The sequence below is a fragment of the Flagellimonas taeanensis genome (assembly GCF_003584105.1).
GTDB classification, from domain to species: Bacteria; Bacteroidota; Bacteroidia; order Flavobacteriales; family Flavobacteriaceae; genus Flagellimonas; species Flagellimonas taeanensis.
Map to the genome: position 1 here is coordinate 1 of NZ_QXFO01000019.1, position 17097 is coordinate 17097.

The 17097-nt window shown below is 47.5% G+C and carries 17 protein-coding genes and 1 other RNA gene; 5 read left to right on the forward strand and 13 right to left on the reverse strand.

What is annotated here, in order from left to right:
* The 8 genes from D2V93_RS09675 to D2V93_RS09710 form a co-directional block, all read right to left on the reverse strand.
* A partial coding sequence (locus D2V93_RS09675) for a gluconate 2-dehydrogenase subunit 3 family protein (RefSeq protein WP_119619066.1) occupies positions 1-707 on the reverse strand: 707 nt, incomplete at its 3' end.
* 4 nt (positions 708-711) lie between these two features.
* The gene (locus tag D2V93_RS09680) at positions 712-2433 is read right to left on the reverse strand and encodes a GMC family oxidoreductase (protein WP_119618971.1); all 1722 of its coding nucleotides are present in this window, start codon (positions 2431-2433) and stop codon (positions 712-714) included.
* A gap of 265 nt (positions 2434-2698) precedes the next feature.
* Positions 2699-3241 (reverse strand): 1-acyl-sn-glycerol-3-phosphate acyltransferase, encoded by a 543-nt coding sequence (locus tag D2V93_RS09685; RefSeq protein WP_119619363.1) that lies wholly within the window; start codon positions 3239-3241, stop codon positions 2699-2701.
* 32 nt (positions 3242-3273) lie between these two features.
* Positions 3274-4401: an iron-containing alcohol dehydrogenase family protein gene (locus D2V93_RS09690; protein WP_245978179.1), complete on the reverse strand. Its 1128-nt coding sequence runs from the start codon at positions 4399-4401 to the stop codon at positions 3274-3276.
* Positions 4401-5102, reverse strand: a complete 702-nt coding sequence (locus tag D2V93_RS09695; protein ID WP_119619364.1) for an HAD family hydrolase — start codon at positions 5100-5102, stop codon at positions 4401-4403. Before D2V93_RS09695 ends, D2V93_RS09690 begins: the two co-directional genes overlap by 1 nt.
* Positions 5093-5806: a 3-deoxy-manno-octulosonate cytidylyltransferase gene (kdsB, locus tag D2V93_RS09700; RefSeq protein ID WP_177190124.1), complete on the reverse strand. Its 714-nt coding sequence runs from the start codon at positions 5804-5806 to the stop codon at positions 5093-5095. The genes D2V93_RS09695 and kdsB overlap by 10 nt, the downstream gene beginning before the upstream one ends.
* A gap of 39 nt (positions 5807-5845) precedes the next feature.
* Positions 5846-6409, reverse strand: a complete 564-nt coding sequence (locus D2V93_RS09705; protein ID WP_119619420.1) for a DUF4126 domain-containing protein — start codon at positions 6407-6409, stop codon at positions 5846-5848.
* Between the two features lie 30 nt (positions 6410-6439).
* Positions 6440-7873 carry an ATP-dependent DNA helicase gene (locus D2V93_RS09710; RefSeq protein ID WP_072882912.1) on the reverse strand — a complete coding sequence of 478 codons (1434 nt, stop codon included), beginning with the start codon at positions 7871-7873 and terminating at the stop codon, positions 6440-6442.
* Positions 7874-8067: 194 nt separating this feature from the next.
* Here D2V93_RS09710 and D2V93_RS09715 point away from each other — a divergent pair, with 194 nt between their 5' ends.
* The 3 genes from D2V93_RS09715 to D2V93_RS09725 are packed head-to-tail and all read left to right on the forward strand — an operon-like array spanning position 8068 to position 10062.
* A complete protein-coding gene (locus tag D2V93_RS09715; protein WP_072882941.1) occupies positions 8068-8715 on the forward strand; it encodes a hypothetical protein in 648 nt (215 codons plus the stop codon).
* The gene (locus D2V93_RS09720; RefSeq protein WP_245978181.1) at positions 8696-9529 is read left to right on the forward strand and encodes a DUF3822 family protein; all 834 of its coding nucleotides are present in this window, start codon (positions 8696-8698) and stop codon (positions 9527-9529) included. Before D2V93_RS09715 ends, D2V93_RS09720 begins: the two co-directional genes overlap by 20 nt.
* The gene (locus tag D2V93_RS09725) at positions 9529-10062 is read left to right on the forward strand and encodes an RsmD family RNA methyltransferase (RefSeq protein ID WP_119619366.1); all 534 of its coding nucleotides are present in this window, start codon (positions 9529-9531) and stop codon (positions 10060-10062) included. The genes D2V93_RS09720 and D2V93_RS09725 overlap by 1 nt, the downstream gene beginning before the upstream one ends.
* Positions 10063-10163: 101 nt before the next feature.
* Here the strand turns inward: D2V93_RS09725 and rnpB are convergent.
* Positions 10164-10467, reverse strand: an RNA gene (rnpB, locus tag D2V93_RS09730) — RNase P RNA component class A.
* A gap of 104 nt (positions 10468-10571) precedes the next feature.
* Here rnpB and D2V93_RS09735 point away from each other — a divergent pair.
* The gene (locus D2V93_RS09735; RefSeq protein WP_119619367.1) at positions 10572-12311 is read left to right on the forward strand and encodes a DNA polymerase III subunit gamma/tau; all 1740 of its coding nucleotides are present in this window, start codon (positions 10572-10574) and stop codon (positions 12309-12311) included.
* A gap of 54 nt (positions 12312-12365) precedes the next feature.
* Positions 12366-12947 carry a MiaE family protein gene (locus D2V93_RS09740; RefSeq protein ID WP_119619368.1) on the forward strand — a complete coding sequence of 194 codons (582 nt, stop codon included), beginning with the start codon at positions 12366-12368 and terminating at the stop codon, positions 12945-12947.
* Positions 12948-12955: 8 nt separating this feature from the next.
* Here the strand turns inward: D2V93_RS09740 and D2V93_RS09745 are convergent, their stop codons facing one another.
* From D2V93_RS09745 to pdxH, 4 genes are read right to left on the reverse strand one after another with little or no spacing between them, the layout of a single operon-like run.
* Complete coding sequence (locus tag D2V93_RS09745; protein ID WP_119619421.1) at positions 12956-13837, reverse strand: Ppx/GppA phosphatase family protein; 882 nt, start codon at positions 13835-13837, stop codon at positions 12956-12958.
* A 12-nt stretch (positions 13838-13849) separates the two neighbouring features.
* Positions 13850-15925, reverse strand: coding sequence for a polyphosphate kinase 1 (ppk1, locus tag D2V93_RS09750; RefSeq protein WP_119619369.1), 2076 nt, complete (start codon positions 15923-15925; stop codon positions 13850-13852).
* A gap of 3 nt (positions 15926-15928) precedes the next feature.
* The gene (locus D2V93_RS09755; protein ID WP_072882902.1) at positions 15929-16414 is read right to left on the reverse strand and encodes a SixA phosphatase family protein; all 486 of its coding nucleotides are present in this window, start codon (positions 16412-16414) and stop codon (positions 15929-15931) included.
* An 11-nt stretch (positions 16415-16425) separates the two neighbouring features.
* Positions 16426-17073, reverse strand: coding sequence for a pyridoxamine 5'-phosphate oxidase (gene pdxH, locus D2V93_RS09760; protein ID WP_119619422.1), 648 nt, complete (start codon positions 17071-17073; stop codon positions 16426-16428).
* Positions 17074-17097: the final 24 nt, after the last annotated feature.

Consider the following 17097-nt stretch of genomic DNA (forward strand, 5'->3'; position numbering starts at 1 on the left):
GTAATCAAATTTCCGTTCTCGTCCCATTCGGCCACGATGTTGCGCTTGCTTTGGTCCACGCACTTGGCCAGCCACTCCGGGTCATAGGACACCCCGTGCTGTTCCAGTACATCGTCCGGCACCCCGTCCCACACATTGGGCATGTTCCCTTTGTAGCCCAGCTCCTCTATCCCGATCTTCGAGGTGTAGAACCCTGTCATGGTCAGGTTCCTTACCATGGAGAAGAAGTTCACTTCAAAGGGCCGCTCGTTGCCCGGCACCTCCGGGTCATAATACGCAATGGTGTCCAATATGGCCTTCTGCTGTTCTTTGGTGGCCGCCTTGAACTCAACCCCATGGTCCAGGTTGCTCCTGTGGTCAAGCCACATCAGGCCACCGCGAAGGTCCACCTGCATCGTTGGCATGTCCTTGGCCATGAACTCTATGAAAGATACCACATCTGCATCCGAGGCACTTTTATATTCCTCGCTGCCGGGCAATATCAGGTCACACAGCACCGTGAGGGTCTCCGCCTCATGGGGATTGAAAAACTGCTCTGCATGCAGTTCGGCCAGCTGTTCGTTCTCCTTCGGCGTCCGCCACTTCAGCATAGGGACCTCTTGTGCCCCTACTTCAGGAACTGTGGGCTCCGGCCTGCAGCCATGTATGGCCAATCCTCCGGCCACGGACCCCAATACTATCGATTTCAGACTCTTCCTTCTGTCCATTTCCTTACAGGTTTTGTTGTTTCAATTGCTCCACTATGTATTCCGAGGCCCTCCACGAGAGCGCCAATATGGTCCAGGTACAGTTCTTGTCCGCCTGCGAGGTGAACACCCCGGCGTCCACCACAAAGACATTGTCCACGTCGTGCAACTGTTGGTACCTGTTGGTCACCGAGGTCTTTGGGTCGTCCCCCATTCGGGTGGTGCCCACCTCGTGGATGATCCGACCGGGAGCGTGGAGTCCATAGTCCCGTTCCTTTCCTGCCTTGCCACCGATCACCTCACCGCCCATGTTGGTCAGGATCTCCTCGAAGGAGTCCTGCATGTGCTTGGCCTGCTTACGTTCGTTGTCCGACCATTTGTAGTGGAAGCGCAATACGGGAATCCCCCATTCGTCCACCACCGCAGGGTCGATCTCGCAGTAGTTGTCCTTCAGGGCGATGGATTCCCCCCTCCCGCTGAGGCCCACCACCGCCCCGTAGTATTTCTTGGCATCGCTCCTGAGGATGTCCCCATAGCCGCCCACTTTTGTCCCGAAGAACTTGTTGAACTCGTTCACGTTGAAACCGAAACCATAGCCGGGCATCCCCATGCCGCCCCATATCTCGATGTGGTAGCCCCGGGGAAAGTCCAACTTGGAGTTGTCGCCCCACCAGGGGGAATAGACGTGCATACCGCCCACCCCGTCCTCGTTGTAGGACACCTTGCGGTTCATCAGGTCGGGCACGAAGGCCATCAGGTCACCGCCCGTGGAGTCGTGCAGGTATTTGCCCACATGGTCGCTGCTGTTGCCCAGTCCGTTGGGGTGCTGTGGGCTCTTGGAGTTCAACAGGATGCGGGCCGTGCTACAGGCCGAGGCTCCGAGCACCACTACCCTGCCCTTGAGCTTGTATTCCTTGCGGTCCTCCTTGTTGATATAGGACACGCCCGTGGCACGCCCTTCGCTGTCCACGGTGACCTCCCTCACCATACAGTTCACGAACAGGTCCACCTGGCCACGGCTCTTCTGCGCTGGGAAGATCAGGCAGGTACCTGCCGAAAAGTCCGCATACACCTGACAGGCCCTTGAGCACTGTCCGCAATAGAAGCACACCCCGCGCTCGTTGTTGATACGCTTGGTGAGCATCGACATCCGTGAGGGGTACACCGGCACCCCGGACTTCTTCGCCCCCTTGATGTAGAACAGCTCGTGCAATCTTGGTTTTGGCGGGGGAAGGAAGAATCCGTCAGGGTCGTTGCGGAGCCCCTCGTTGGTGCCGAACACCCCGATCAGCTTGTCCACCTTGTCGTAATAGGGCTTTACATCGTCATAGCTGATGGGCCAGTCATCCCCATGCCCATCGATGCTCTTGTGCTTGAAGTCGTCCGGGCCGAAACGGAGCGATATCCGCCCCCAGTGGTTCGTGCGACCGCCGAGCATGTGTGAACGGAACCAATCGAACTTGGTGCCGTCCTTGTGCGTGTAGGGCTCCCCTTCTATCTCCCAGCCCCCATAGGCGGCATCGAAGTCCCCGAAGGGACGTACCGTGCCCGCTCCACGTCTGGGCGACTCGTACGGCCAGCGCAACTGCGTCTTCTGCTCCGGGTCCGCAGGGTCGAAAAAAGGGCCTGCCTCGACCACGGCCACCTTAAGGCCCGCATCGGCAAGTACCTTGGTCGCCATGCCGCCACCAGCTCCCGATCCGACCACTATCGCATCGTACACCGTACTGTTCTCCTTTATCTGCATCCTAATATTTTTTTAACGTCTGTTATCGATTTCCTTTATTTTGATTTTTAAGTAAACTTTGTTTGCAAAAAACGTGTTTCATCTCTCAACCCACAATCATTTCAATTGATGAATGGGCATTTTTTTGTCAGATGGTTAATATTCCCAATTTTCATGGAAGAAACCTTAATTTTTTAGACCAACAACAGGTCCAAAAAGATTAATGGCGCCTGTAGATCACAAAACTGTCAATTTACATTTTTTATGCAAAAGTTTCCCGATGTTCCTACAGAAAACTGTACTCCCTTACCTTGCCCGTTACCCCTTCGTAAAATTGGTGTATCCTTCCAAAATCCTCTTCCATATTATCCGTAGGACGAAAAGGTTCCCCTATCTTCACCTCTTTCTTGCCAAAATCGAAAGCGACCATGACAATTGGCACTTGCGCCTTTTTCGCTATATGATAAAATCCAGTCCTTAGTCTTTCCACCTTTTTACGTGTCCCTTCCGGGGCCAGGGCAAACCTAAAAACCGTTCTTTCGTTAAAAATCTGGGAAACACTGTCCACCATGTTGGAATTTTTGGAACGATCTACCGGGGCTCCGCCCGTCCACCTAAAAAACCACCCAAACGGTGGTGCGAACAGGCTCTTTTTGGCTATATAGTTGATTTCCTTCCCCACGACCTTTCGTACCAAAAGCCCCAAAAAAAAGTCGAGCCAATGGGTATGGGGCACTACGATGACCACGCATTTGTCCACGTCGGGAAAGAAGCCGTTCAGTTTCCAGCCCAAGACCTTAAAATAAATAAACTTGGCCAGTCTTTGCATGGTCTATATAGTCCTGCCCTTTTGTGAGCAGGTCAAATTTTTTGGTACATGGTCTGTAATCGGGCCGGCGTGATGATTTCCTTCCAATTTTTCCCCAAGGCATTTTCCCATAGGGGCTCCAACCCTAACGACACATTGATCATCATATCAAAATCATCTTGTGATAGATCGGCACAGATGCCTTGCGGCAATTGTATGCCGTGCTTTTGCATCATCTGATCAAAAATGGCCACTCCTTCTGGATAAAACTCCCCAAGGTGCCGGAACACCAGACAGTTGCCCAACCCATGCTTGACCCCCAACAAATAGGAGAGTCCATAACTCATGGCATGTGCTATACCTACTTGGGAATATGCGATACTCATCCCCCCGTGCCAAGAGGCCATCATCAATTTTTCGCGGGAGTCGCTATCCGAAATATCGTCCAAGAACACCTCTTTGCAAAGCTCCATGGCCTTTTCCCCATAACTCTGGCTAAACGCATTGAGGTAGGTTCCTGTAAGTGATTCCACGCAATGGATAAAGCAATCCATCCCGGTGTAGAACCATTGTTCCTTTGGTACGGTCTTCGCTAGATCGGGGTCTAACAGTACTTGATCATAGGTGGTATAATCCGAATTGATCCCTAACTTTTTATCGGGACCCAGCAACACTGTCGTACGGGAAACTTCAGCTCCTGTGCCACTAATGGTGGGCACTCCCACATGGTAGATGGAGGGTCTGTGCACTAGGTCCCATCCTTGGTAGTCCTTGGCGGAGCCCTTGTTGTTCAAGAGAATGGCCACGGCCTTTGCCAAGTCCAAAAGTGTTCCCCCTCCTATACCGATGACACCTGATGGCATCTCATCGTATTTTTCCCTTATCTGTGTGACCAACGCATCCACTTGTTCCGTTTTGGGTTCTTCTTCGGCGGATATGAATATAATCTCGTCGTTCAACATCAGGGGGATCCTTGAGACAAACTCCCTGTTTTCAAAAAAGTCGTCCACCAGAAAAATGAAAGGGGCTTCTGAGTTTTTCCGCATGGGAAGGAGTATATCCCCCAATTGGGAAAAACATCCCGGTCCGAAGACGACCTTGGGTACCATGGGAAAGTTTCTATATGTAGTCTTATCCAATGAGGTTATGATCTGCTTTTTCAAATTGCTTTCTATGTTCATCAGTTATCCAAATACTTCAAGATGTCCCTGAGACTGTTCAGTTTCAAATGTCCGTTCACTTGTTCCTCTGGCACCATTTCATGTACCCATGTGGTATGGAATGGCACGTGCACAGCACTTGCCCCTATGTTCAAGATAGGCAATATGTCCGATTTCAGGGAATTGCCTACCATTAAAAACTCGCCCACATCTATGTTCAAATGTTCCAACAGGTTGCTGTAATTGTTTTCCTTTTTATCGCTCAAGACCTCCACATGGTGAAAATACTTGGAAAGTCCAGATTTCTCCAGTTTGCGTTCCTGATCTAGAAGGTCGCCTTTGGTCAATACGATCAACCTGTACTTATCCACTAATTTGGAGAGTACTTCTTCCACACCATCCAGTAGCTCCACGGGATGGGCGATCATTTCTTTGCCGAGTTCCAATATTTTTGAAATGGTTTCTTGGGGAACCCTGTTATTGGAGAGATCCAATGCCGATTCGATCATGGAGAGCATAAAGCCTTTGATGCCATACCCGTAGATTTCCAAGTTGGCCATCTCCATCTTGAAGAGTTCTTGGTCTACCTTGTTCTTGGTCTCATATTCGCCCAAAAGTTCGGCGAACCTTTCCTCGGTTTCCCTAAAATAGGTCTCGTTCACCCAAAGGGTGTCATCGGCATCAAAACCTATTACCTTTATGTCCTTGAAGTTTACTTCCATACTCTTCTGGCGTTTTCCAGATCTTCAGGGGTGTCTATTTCTATTCCTGTGATATTGGTCTCCACCATTTTTATCTTTTTTCCATATTCCAAAAATCGGATGGCCTCTATCTTCTCCTTGGCCTCCAAGGGCAGCATGGGCAATTGCTGAAAATCCAATAATGCTTTTTTCCTGAAGGCATATACTCCCTTGTGCTTGTAATAGGGTACCTTGACATCCATGTCTCTGGGATAGGGAATGGGTGACCGGGAAAAATAGAGCGCACAGCTTTGATTGTCCACAATGACCTTGACCGTGTTAGGGTTCGATATTTCATCCCAATCGGTTATGGGGGTCATCAACGAGGCTAGGTCGATTTCTTTTGTCGGGTCATTTTTAAAAACCTGGATAACCTTTTCCAGACTTGACTTGTCTATAAAAGGCTCGTCCCCTTGGACGTTGATTACAATATCCACATCCATGTCCTCCACAGCCTCCGCGATCCTGTCGCTACCGCTTTCATGCTTTTTCTTGCTCATGATGACACTGCCCCCTATTTCTGAAATGGCCCCAGAGATTACAGGGCTGTCGGTGACCACATACACCTCATCAAAAAGACCGGTGCCCAATGCGGCTTCATAGGTTCGGACGATGACCGGTTTTCCCGATAGGTCCTGCATCAGTTTTGCGGGAAATCTTGAGGCCTGGTACCGGGCCGGTATCATGGAGATTACTTTCACGTCTCTTACTTTTTTGTGTAACGGTTATTTTTTGGGTCGAAGTTTTCTATAGATCCTAAAAATGCCCACCAATATGATGATGACCAAAATGGCCGCTATGGGTGGCACTAGAATGGATGCCGTGGACACGGTAACAGCGGCCCCTGTCTCAATGGTGGACACCAAAGGATTGGCCAATCCCCCTGTGGTGACGGAAGAGGTCAATCTTCCGGCCGCATTTGCTCCTTTTATGGCCGTGGCCGTTCCTCCACCAGCTATGATGGCCAAGGACCATGTGACCACTGGGTCCAAATTGGTCACTGTGGACACCATGACCGCCGTGCCTGCAATCGCGGCCAAGGGAATGGCCAGACTGTCAAGGGCATTGTCCACCCATGGAATAAAATAGGCAAATATCTCCACTAGGGTCGCAACCCCAAAGGTGATCAGGGCCGCCAAACTTCCTATCCACTGCCAATTTTCATTGAGGTCCCAAGCTCCCAAGTATGCTGCCAAACTGAGGGCGAAAAGAGGCAGGAACACCCGAAACCCAACGGATGCCGCGAGTCCTATTCCCAAAAATATACTTATAATGGTGTCCGGTTCAATGTTCATGGCGATGTCTAAAATAGAATATTCCTAATCAAGAAAAAAATCATCTTTGAAACCTATAAGGTACAATTGACGCTTTGCCCTTGTTACCGCTGTATAGAGCCATCGCAAATAATCCTTGTCCACCCCGTTCGGAAGGTAGGGCTGCTCCACAAATACGGTATCCCACTGCCCTCCCTGCGATTTATGGCAGGTTATGGCATAGGAAAATTTCACCTGTAGCGCATTGAAATACTTATTGTTCTTGACTCCCATAAACTGTCTGTACTTTGTTTTCTCATGGGCATAATCCTTAAGGACCTCTTGGTAAAGCCTGTTCCCGTCCTCATAGGAAAGTGATGGGCTCTCCGCGTTGATGGTGTCCAGCAAAAGAACAGTCTCAAAGGGCTTTTGATGGGGGTAATCCACCATCTTTACCTTGACTTCGGCAAACAAAAATCCGTACAACTCCTTTATGGCAAAAAGCTCCAACACCTCTATAATGTCCCCATTGGCAATAAATCCTGCCTCAGAGTTGGGGCTGAGCCAAAAATAATTGTTCTTCACCACCATCATATAATCCCCAACGGCGAGTTCATTGTCCAAAAAGAGAATGCGCTCCCTAATGTTCTGGTTATAGAGATTGGCCCTTTTGTTGGACCGTACTATGATTGCCGTTTCTTCCTTCCCGTTCTGGCCATAGGAAGCGTCTATGGCCTCTTGTATCTCCGAACCATCAATGAGCCTCACTATATCCTTGTAGCCACCCAATTCAAACTTGAACTCCTCAAAAAATTGGGACTGCAACTGTTCCCTGAGATTGGTGGCATTGTGAAGGATACCGGAGCCATCCGTCTGCCTCATCACCTCGTCCAATTCGAGGCATTCGACTTCCTTGTCATAATTTAAGGACAAGCGGTCTTCATCCAATGCCGGGCTCATGTCCAGCTTTACCGGAGGCAACTGCGCAGTGTCCCCTATAAGGATCAATCTACAATTGTGTCCCGAGTGGACATAATAGATAAGGTCATCCAACAGGGAGCCATTTTCAAAAAGCTTGGAATCGGCCGGGGTGTCCGGGATCATGGAAGCTTCGTCCACAATAAATATGGTGTTCCGATGCTTGTTGGGGGCCAGGACAAATTGGATCCCACCCCCTGATTGTTTCTTTGGAAAATAGATCTTCTTGTGTATGGTAAAGGCCTGATTTCCCGAATACACGGACATGACCTTAGCTGCACGCCCAGTCGGCGCCATTAGTACAGAACCCATCTTCACCTTCCATAGACTACTGACCAAAGTGGCCACCAAGGTCGTCTTTCCCGTCCCTGCAAAACCCTTCAACAGAAAAACCGTGTCCTTTTTTGCCTCCAGTACAAAACGGGCCAGTTTTTGCAAGGCCAAGTCCTGCTTTTGTGTAGGTTCGTGGGGAAATTTTTCAGTTAAAATTCTTAAAAATTCGAGTGCATTGGTATCCTTCATCGCTTTTAAAGATAGCATGGTTTTTTAAAGCAAAAAGTTTCCTGAATAAAAAAAAATTGTAGATTTGTCGGTAACCACTAAATTAACTTTGAAAGACAGTATCAGATATGTTAAACTTAATTCTTATTGTAGTATTAATATGCCTTGTGACCTTAGGGCTTGTATTCTTGATTGACAGATTTTTACCCCAAAAAATAAAGCCCGTACTGATTATTGTATTTGCGCTTTTGAGCATTTTTCTCGGTTACAAAATCTATCAGTCCATAAATGCTCCCATCGAGTTCAACAAAGTAAGAAAAGAAAGATTTTCCAAAATCATTGCTAAACTTAAGGATATTAGGGATTCCCAAGAAGCCTACAAAACAGTGAATGGAAAATATGCCAATAATTTTGAGAGCCTTATACAATTTATCGATACTGGCAGTTACACGATCACATCCCAAAGGGACTCCTCTTTTATGAGGTACGACAAGGCCTATCAAATTGATATGCAACAAGATACTGTAATCATTGATACTTTGGGAACAGTCAAAGTAAAAGATTCCCTCTTTGGAGCTGACGACCGTTACAAGACCATGATGAACGTTCCTTATGCCCAAAATGGCGAAAAGTTTGAGATGGAGGCGAAGATCATTGACAAGAGTGGATACAAAGCACCCGTTTTTGAGGCGAAGGTGAAGAAAAATGTAGTGCTATACGACCAGCCTGCAGATTTGGTAGCCAGGGAAAATGCCCTACAGAGTGTGGAAGAGGTAAACGGTGCCGAAATCAAGGTCGGTTCGTTGAACGATGTGAGCACCAATGGTAACTGGCCACCCATCTATGATAGAAAAGACAATTGATATAGAAAAGTCAAAAGCAAATAGCACCCATAGAAAATTGTCCATTCAAGCTGGCTTGAATGGACTTTCTTTTTGTGTGACGGACACTATTACGAACAAGATCCTCGCCTTCGAGAAAATAGTCTTCAAAACACAGGCTACCCCCTATTTAATGCTCAAGGAACTCAAAGCCAAACTAGGCCAGGACGGTGAGGTGGGGAGCAGCTTCTCCGAAGTGATGGTCATCCATAAGAACAACATGTTCGGACTGGTACCTAAACCTTTTTTTAACAAGGAAGAGCTCCCGAACTACCTAAAGTTCAACGCCAAGATCATGGCAAACGACCTCATCGCCTATGACGAGATTCCCAATCAGGACATCGTCAACGTCTATATCCCCTACACCAATATCAACAACTATATTTTTGACCTCTTTGGTGAATTTGAGTTCAAGCATAGCGGCACCGTACTTATTTCTGCACTGTTGAACGAAGGTAGGACCGTGATAGGTCCCGTATGCTACGTGCAGGTTTCGGAAAAGGAAATGGAAGTGATGATCGTTTCCGATAAAAAACTGCTCTTTTACAACCAGTTCGAGTATAAAACCCAGAATGATTTTCTCTACTATCTCCTCTTCAGCTTGGAACAATTACAGCTGAATCCGGAAAAGATGCAATTAAAGATGTTCGGGGCCATTGAGGAAGGTGATCCCATATACGAACTTTGCCACCAATATATTGGGCAAGTGTCCGTTTTTGTACCCAACAGCCCTTCCTTTCCTTTGGAGGAGCTGGAAAACGAGGTCATCGACTTTTCCATCTTAAGTACCCTTTGATGCGGATCATTTCTGGAAAATACAAAGGCAAACGACTGGCAGCCCCAAAAAAACTTCCGGTCAGGCCCACCACGGACATGGCCAAGGAAGGCTTGTTCAATATATTGAACAACCGCTACTATTTTGACGGCCTCAAGGTCCTCGACCTATTTTCAGGCACAGGCAATATCAGTTTTGAATTTGCTTCCAGGGATGCCGGGGAAATCATTGCTGTGGACAGCTTTCCAGGCTGTGTGCAATACATCTCCAAGACTGCAAAAGAACTGGATTTTCCCATCGATGCCATCAAGTCAGATGTGTTCAAGTATTTGGAACGTACCCTCGAGAAGTTCAACATCATTTTTGCCGACCCACCCTATAGTTTTGATCAAGCCCAATTTTTAAAAATCGTTGATTTGGTCTTGGAAAGGAATCTATTGCTGGAGGATGGCTTGTTGATCGTGGAACATTCGGACCAAACAGACCTTTCATCGCACCCCAATTTTTCCGAAAAACGGAAATACGGAGGAAGCATTTTTAGTTTTTTCCAATAAATTATCTTGGGAAAGACCCAATGCATCGGTAGTAAAACACATTTTGATTTCAAGATAAAACCCGAAACATCCCGAAACATTTTAATCTCGATCATCGAGTAAAAAAAAGCAGGCCATAAGCCGGATTCTGTAATCCCTTTCGGGACCCCTTATCATTTATCTAGGTCTTTGGTTGCCCAAAGGCTCCAACCGCCTACCCTCCAACTTGGGCGTGCAGCCCTCAGTCATTGGTTTACATGGCGTTTCACCGCATAGAGTTTACCTGATTTCACTACAGCCGAACTGTACTTGCTTTCTGTTGCACTTGTCCTCGCCTCACGGCGGACGGGCGTTACCCGCTATGCTGCACTATGGTGTCCGGACTTTCCTCCCCGATACAATCGGGACGATAAGGTGGCCTGCTCCCGCAAAGGTAATCCAATTGTTAATAAAAAAAGGGTATCCAAGTCACATACCAATGGCTTTGCCCGTTCCTATTTTTATATTTGTAGTATCTCAATTTTCCCGCTTTGGAACCTTTTATCGTATCCGCTAGAAAATACCGTCCCCAGACATTCAAGGATGTGGTAGGCCAAGAGGCCATCACCAACACCCTGTTGAATGCCATTGAGAACAACCATCTGGCCCAAGCCCTATTGTTCTGCGGACCTAGGGGGGTTGGGAAAACCACCTGCGCCCGTATCTTGGCCAAAAAAATCAACCAGGATGGAACGGAACGGGAAGACGAGGACTTTGCCTTCAATATTTTTGAACTCGATGCCGCTTCCAACAATTCCGTGGACGACATCCGGAGCCTGATCGACCAAGTCCGCATACCACCACAAGTGGGCAAATACAAGGTGTACATCATTGACGAGGTACATATGCTCTCCCAATCGGCCTTCAATGCGTTTTTGAAGACCTTGGAAGAACCCCCGAAGCATGCCATTTTCATTTTGGCCACCACAGAAAAGCACAAGATAATCCCCACCATCCTTTCCAGATGTCAGATATTTGATTTTAAGCGAATTACCGTAAAGGATGCCTCGGAATACCTCAAATACATCGCAGAGCAACAAGGTGTGGAGGCCGAGGAAAGCGCCCTTCACATTATCGCCCAAAAGGCGGATGGTGCTATGCGTGATGCCCTTTCCATCTTTGATCGGGTCGTGAGTTTTTCGGGCAAACAGCTCACGCGTAAAGCCGTCACCGAAAACCTGAACGTGCTGGACTATGACATTTATTTTTCAGCTACGGACCTGATCTTGGAAAACAACATTCCAGAGCTCTTACTCCTGTTCAACAAAACGCTGTCCCTCGGTTTCGATGGGCATCATTTCATATCGGGCCTCGCCTCCCATTTTAGGGATTTGATGGTCTGCCAGCTCCCAGATACATTGAATCTATTGGAAGTAGGCGAAGATGTAAAGACCCACTATCAGCAACAAGCACAAAAAGCCTCCAAGGAATTTTTATTGAAGGCGCTGGATATGGCCAATACCTGCGACCTGCAATACAAGGGCAGTAAAAACCAACGACTGCTTGTAGAACTTACCTTAATGAAATTAGCCTCCATCACTTTTGATGGAGAAAAAAAAAACGCTGATTTCATAATTCCGGCCTCTCATTTTTTGAGTGTGGTCAAAGGCTCGCCGAACAATGGAACAAAGCCAACACAAAACAATGACACTGTCCATAAAACTGTTGATTCGCCGGCCAAACCAGAAAGCGAGCCAGTGAAAGAAGAAGTGGTTGCCGAACCCGAGGAGGCCTATGAGCCTGTAAAGAAAATCCAGATCAAGATCCCAGAAAAAAGGGTTTCGGGCCTTTCACTCTCCAGTATCAAGGTCAAAAAGGCCCATGAGGGCAGTAAATCTCCAGAGGTGTCCGAGGAAGATCTCCCAAAGGATGCCTTTACCGAGGAGGACATGCAACAACATTGGGATGATTTTGTCCACCAATTGGAAAACCAGGGAAGAAAAATATTGGCCAGTAACCTCAATACCGATGTTCCCAAACTGAAAAACGGAAGCACCATCTGGATTGAGCTTCCCAACAGCACCATGAAAAAAGAGGTGGAGCGGGAACAGAGCCTAATGATGGACTATCTGAAACAAAAACTCAACAATTATTCCATCACCCTGCACATTACCGTGAACGAGGAAGTGGCCAAAAAGTTTGCCTTTACCCCAGCGGAGAAGTATGAAAAATTAAGGGAGAAGAATCCCGCGATTGACCTGCTCCGCAAAGAGTTCGACCTGGATTTCTAAACATCCTGCCGCAATACTCGTATCTTTGTAGCTCAAAATTTCAAACACATACGCATGCTAGGCCTTAAGCTACCTACCGACCCACGCTGGGTAAACATCGTTGAAAAAAACATTGAGGAAATACTTACGGATCATGCCTATTGCGAACAAAAGGCTGCCAGTACTGCCATTTCATTGATCATTGGTTTCCCTGAAAAGTCGGAATTGGTGAAGGAAATGACGGCTTTGGCCAGGGAGGAAATGGGGCATTTCAACATGGTGCATGACAAAATCCTCAACCGAGGCTGGGTGTTGGGCCGTGAGCGGAAGGATGAATATGTGATCGAGCTCATGAAATTCTTCCCCAAAGGCGGAAGCCGGGAAACCCATCTGGTACACAAACTGCTCTACGCGGCCCTTATCGAGGCCAGAAGTTGTGAACGTTTCCGTTTACTTTCCGAAGAGATCCAGGACAAAGAGCTTGCTGATTTTTACCGAAACCTAATGGTCAGCGAAGCCAATCATTACACCATGTTTCTGGCCTTTGCCCGGAAATATGGGGACAAAAAGGAAGTGGACCAAAAATGGCAGGCCCTGTTGGAGCATGAAGCGGAACTTATGAAAAACCTCGGAAAAAAAGAGACCATGCACGGGTAGCTCCCGCACTATTGGTAGTATAGCGTTTTGATCATGCCATCCGCCAGACCTATTTTGGGCACATGGATTTTTTTGGCCTTGCTCCACTTTGCGGCATTCAGGAATATTTTGGTCGCGGGGATGATCACATCCGCCCTATCCTGGTTAAGGCCCAATTCGGAAATACGATCCTCATAGGCCATACTGTTCAGAAAGTGGTATTGCGCGTTCAGCCAGATGTAGGATAAGGGCTGGCCTATTTTCCGGCCGGACATTTTATGAAGCTTATTGATGTTTCCACCTGAACCAATGATCTCCAACTTTCCATCCATGGGGACGTTCGTCTTTATCCAGGCCTTGATTTCCTCCCAAACGGTATCATCCACTAGGTTGCTCAAGATACGTACGGTACCGATCTTAAAGGAATGGGACATCACTGGTTTCCCTTTGTCAAAAATGGTAAACTCGGTACTGCCCCCGCCCACATCGACATAGAGATACATCCTATCGTTCTTGATAATATCCTTCAGGTCGGTGGAAGCTATGATAAGGGCTTCCTTTTTTCCATCGATCAGCTCGATTTTCATTCCGGTCTCCTTCATGACCCGCTCCACCACTTCGCGTCCGTTCTTTGCTTCCCGAAGGGCAGAAGTGCCGCAAGCCATGTATTTTTCCACCCCGTACACCTGCATCAACAGGTCAAAGGATTTCATGGTGCTGACCAGCCGATCCACGTTCCTTTCAGAAATCTTTCCCCTAAGAAAAGCATCCTCACCCAAACGGACAGGCACCCGAACGAGTTCACTCTTCTTGAAGGCCGTGGGTTTGTTCTCCTGTTCAATGACATTGTTGATCAACAACCTTATGGCATTTGACCCAATGTCTATAGCGGCAAATTTGCGTATGACCAAATTCAAACGGTATTATGATTCCAATTTCTTCTGATAGTAATGGTACATCTCAATCTGCGATCGAAATCCAGGCTCGCCCTTCGCTTTTTGTCGGTAAGCATTGTCCTGCTTTGCCGATAGGACCCGGGCCTTCATATTGTCCCTCCAAGAGATTTCGAAAGTATCCAACAATTCCTGTTTGATGTCCTCGTCATAGATGGGACAGCCCACCTCGACCCTAAAATCGAGGTTCCGGGTCATCCAATCCGCAGAGGAGATATAGACCTTGGTATTGCCCCCATTGGCAAAAATGAAAGATCTGGGATGCTCCAAGAACTTGTCCACCACACTGATGGCCTCAATGTTCTCGCTCATACCCTCTATTCCCGGAATAAGACAACAAATGCCCCTGATGATCATCTGGATCTTCACCCCGGCCCTACTTGCCTCATAGAGTTTGTCCACCATTTTATAGGAGGTAAGGCTGTTCATCTTTATTTTGATGTAGGCCTCCTTTCCCTGCTTGGCATTGTTAATCTCCTTATCGATGAGTTTGATGAAGGTGGACTTGGTATAGTGTGGGGAAACAATAAGGTGCTTGTACTTGTTGATCTTGTAATTGGTTTCAAAAAAATCAAAAACCTTGCCCATATCCTTCAAAATGCCTTCGTGGGCCGTAAAAAGGGTGTAATCTGTATAGATTTTGGCCGTGGACTCATTAAAGTTCCCAGTGCTGATAAAGCCATATCGCTTGATCCCATGACCCTCTTCACGCTCTATCATACAGATTTTGCTGTGCACCTTCAATCCGGGCACCCCGAAGATCAGATGAACACCCTCAGCCTGCAGATAGTTGGCATATTCGATGTTGTTCTGTTCATCAAACCTTGCCTGCAACTCAATCTGAACGGTCACGTGTTTTCCGTTCTTTGCCGCATTGATCAGTGCGGATGCAATCTGGCTATCGCTTGCCAATCTGTAGATGGTAATCTTGATATTACGGACCTTGGGATCCAAGGCTGCTTCCCTCAAAAACTTGGTCACGTAACTGAACGTATGGTAAGGGGCATAGATCATATAGTCCTTGTGGGCTATCATTTCCAAAAGGCTCCCTTTCATGCTCAACCCCTTTACGGGCAATGGCTCTATTTTCTCGTACATGAGGTCGTGCCTTCCCAAGCTGGGAAAGCCCATATAGTCCCGTCTATTATGGTACCGACCCCCTGGTATAACACTGTCCGTTCCCATGATATCCATTTTCTCCTTCAGGAACTGGAGGGTATCCTTGTCTATCTTTTTGTCATAGACAAAACGGACCGGGTCGCTTATTTTTCTATGCTCCACACTGGAAGAGATTTTCTCGATAAAGCTCTTGCTCAGGTCATTGTCGATATCCAGCTCGGCATCCCTGGTGATCTTGATCATGTGAGCCGAGATGGATTCAAACTCGAACATGGTGAAGACATTGTCCAAGCAGAAACGGATAAGGTCGTCCAAAATGATGATGTAGTTCTTATCCCCTTCTTTGGGCAATACCACAAAACGATCGATTCCCTTTGGGATCTCGATCAGGGCATACCGGTTGTGTTTGCCCTGTCCAGAACCGTTCTTCATCACGATTTTTACGGCCAAATAGGCCGCCGTGTCCTTGAGCAGCGGGAATTCCGTAAGATCGTTGAGGATAATGGTCATCAACTCTTGGTTCACCTTCTTGAAATAGTAGTCGCGTATGAACTCTGCTTGGCTCTCACTTACCTCTTTTTCATTGATGATGAAGATGTTTTCCGACCTGAGCTCCTTTTCAATGGCCTTGAAAATCTCAAGACTCCTCGCCTGTTGGTCTATCACTATCTTGGTGATCTCTTCCAGAAGGTCGTTGGCCCTTTCCCCACCCAACACACTTTTTCCGGTTTTCCCGGCATCCACGATCCGTTTCACGGTGGCATACCTTACCTTGAAAAATTCATCCAGGTTATTGCTGAAGATTCCCAAGAACCGAAGCCGATCGATCAGTGGCACCCTTTTGTCATTGCTCTCCTGGAGTACCCTTGCATTAAAACGCAACCAACTGATCTCCCTGTTTATATATTCATTCTTTGTTTTTATCATCTATTATCTCAACTGTTTTGGAAAGACCATTTGTCTTGTGGTGCCCTTGGAAATTTTGGACCAATCGTCCACACCAAATGTAATGTGTACCAGTCCTGCAGTGGGAACGTTGTCAATATACTGATCTCCCCATGCATTTGCAAGTGAAGTAAGAGCATAATTATGCCCAAATAGGGCCACTGTCTCCATGCCATTGTCCAATTGTTCCACAAAACGTTGGACACTGTCCCCGGAAAAATCATACAACGATTTGTCCACCCTGAAATGGGCCAGGTCAAACTCAAAGTTCCTGACAAAGATCATACTGGTATGGAGCGCCCTGATGGCCGGGCTCGAATAGATGAAATCCAATTTTGGCGCATGGGCCTTGAATGTTTTTGACACCAGGTGTGCATCGTTGATGCCCCTTTGCCGCAAGGGCCTGTCCTTATCGGAGACCTCGTAGTCCCATGAGGATTTTGCATGCCTCATCAATATCAATTGTTTCATCGTAGTGAAATTTAAGGTGCCAAACGTTCTATTTTCCAGTCGTGATCTTCTTGGAGGGTATATCTGATTCTATCGTGCAACCTATTGGGCCTTCCCTGCCAAAATTCAATGGAAATGGGCCTTACCAAATACCCGCCCCAGTACTGCGGCCTTTCAATGGTCTGCCCTTCGTACCGTTTTTCCAATGCCTCCAGTTCCTTTTCCAACACCTCCCTGGAACCGATCACGTCACTTTGGTTGGAGACGACGGCCCCCAACTGGCTCCCAAAGGGCCTGGACTCGAAATAGCCATCGGAAAGGTTTTCCGCTATCTTTTCCGCATTTCCCTTGATGATGACCTGCCGCTCCATATTGGGCCAGAAAAAGGAAAGGCACACCGAAGGGTCGGCCGCAATGGCACGTCCCTTTTCGCTATTGTAGTTGGTATAGAAAATGAACCCTTCGTGGGTATATTTTTTCATCAATACGACCCTACTCTTTGGAAACCCGTCCAAGCCGATTGTGGAAACGGTCATGGCATTGGGCTCATCCACCCCGTCCGACGCCTCCACTTCATAGAACCATTTCTGGAACTGTTCCAAAGGGTTCTCTTTGATGGAACCTTCGGTCAGCTCGCTCTTTTCGTAGGATTTCCTGTAATTGCCAAGGTCTTTTTGCATGATGTGAATTTCGGCAAAATTCAA

Coding starts and splice junctions, on each gene's coding strand:
- D2V93_RS09680 (WP_119618971.1), bottom strand. CDS start 2,433: ATGCAGATAAAGGAGAACAGTACGGTGTACGATGCGATAGTGGTCGGA.
- D2V93_RS09685 (WP_119619363.1), bottom strand. CDS start 3,241: ATGCAAAGACTGGCCAAGTTTATTTATTTTAAGGTCTTGGGCTGGAAA.
- D2V93_RS09690 (WP_245978179.1), bottom strand. CDS start 4,401: ATGAACATAGAAAGCAATTTGAAAAAGCAGATCATAACCTCATTGGAT.
- D2V93_RS09695 (WP_119619364.1), bottom strand. CDS start 5,102: ATGGAAGTAAACTTCAAGGACATAAAGGTAATAGGTTTTGATGCCGAT.
- kdsB (WP_177190124.1), bottom strand. CDS start 5,806: ATGATACCGGCCCGGTACCAGGCCTCAAGATTTCCCGCAAAACTGATG.
- D2V93_RS09710 (WP_072882912.1), bottom strand. CDS start 7,873: ATGAAGGATACCAATGCACTCGAATTTTTAAGAATTTTAACTGAAAAA.
- D2V93_RS09720 (WP_245978181.1), top strand. CDS start 8,696: ATGATAGAAAAGACAATTGATATAGAAAAGTCAAAAGCAAATAGCACC.
- D2V93_RS09725 (WP_119619366.1), top strand. CDS start 9,529: ATGCGGATCATTTCTGGAAAATACAAAGGCAAACGACTGGCAGCCCCA.
- D2V93_RS09740 (WP_119619368.1), top strand. CDS start 12,366: ATGCTAGGCCTTAAGCTACCTACCGACCCACGCTGGGTAAACATCGTT.
- ppk1 (WP_119619369.1), bottom strand. CDS start 15,925: ATGATAAAAACAAAGAATGAATATATAAACAGGGAGATCAGTTGGTTG.
- D2V93_RS09755 (WP_072882902.1), bottom strand. CDS start 16,414: ATGAAACAATTGATATTGATGAGGCATGCAAAATCCTCATGGGACTAC.
- pdxH (WP_119619422.1), bottom strand. CDS start 17,073: ATGCAAAAAGACCTTGGCAATTACAGGAAATCCTACGAAAAGAGCGAG.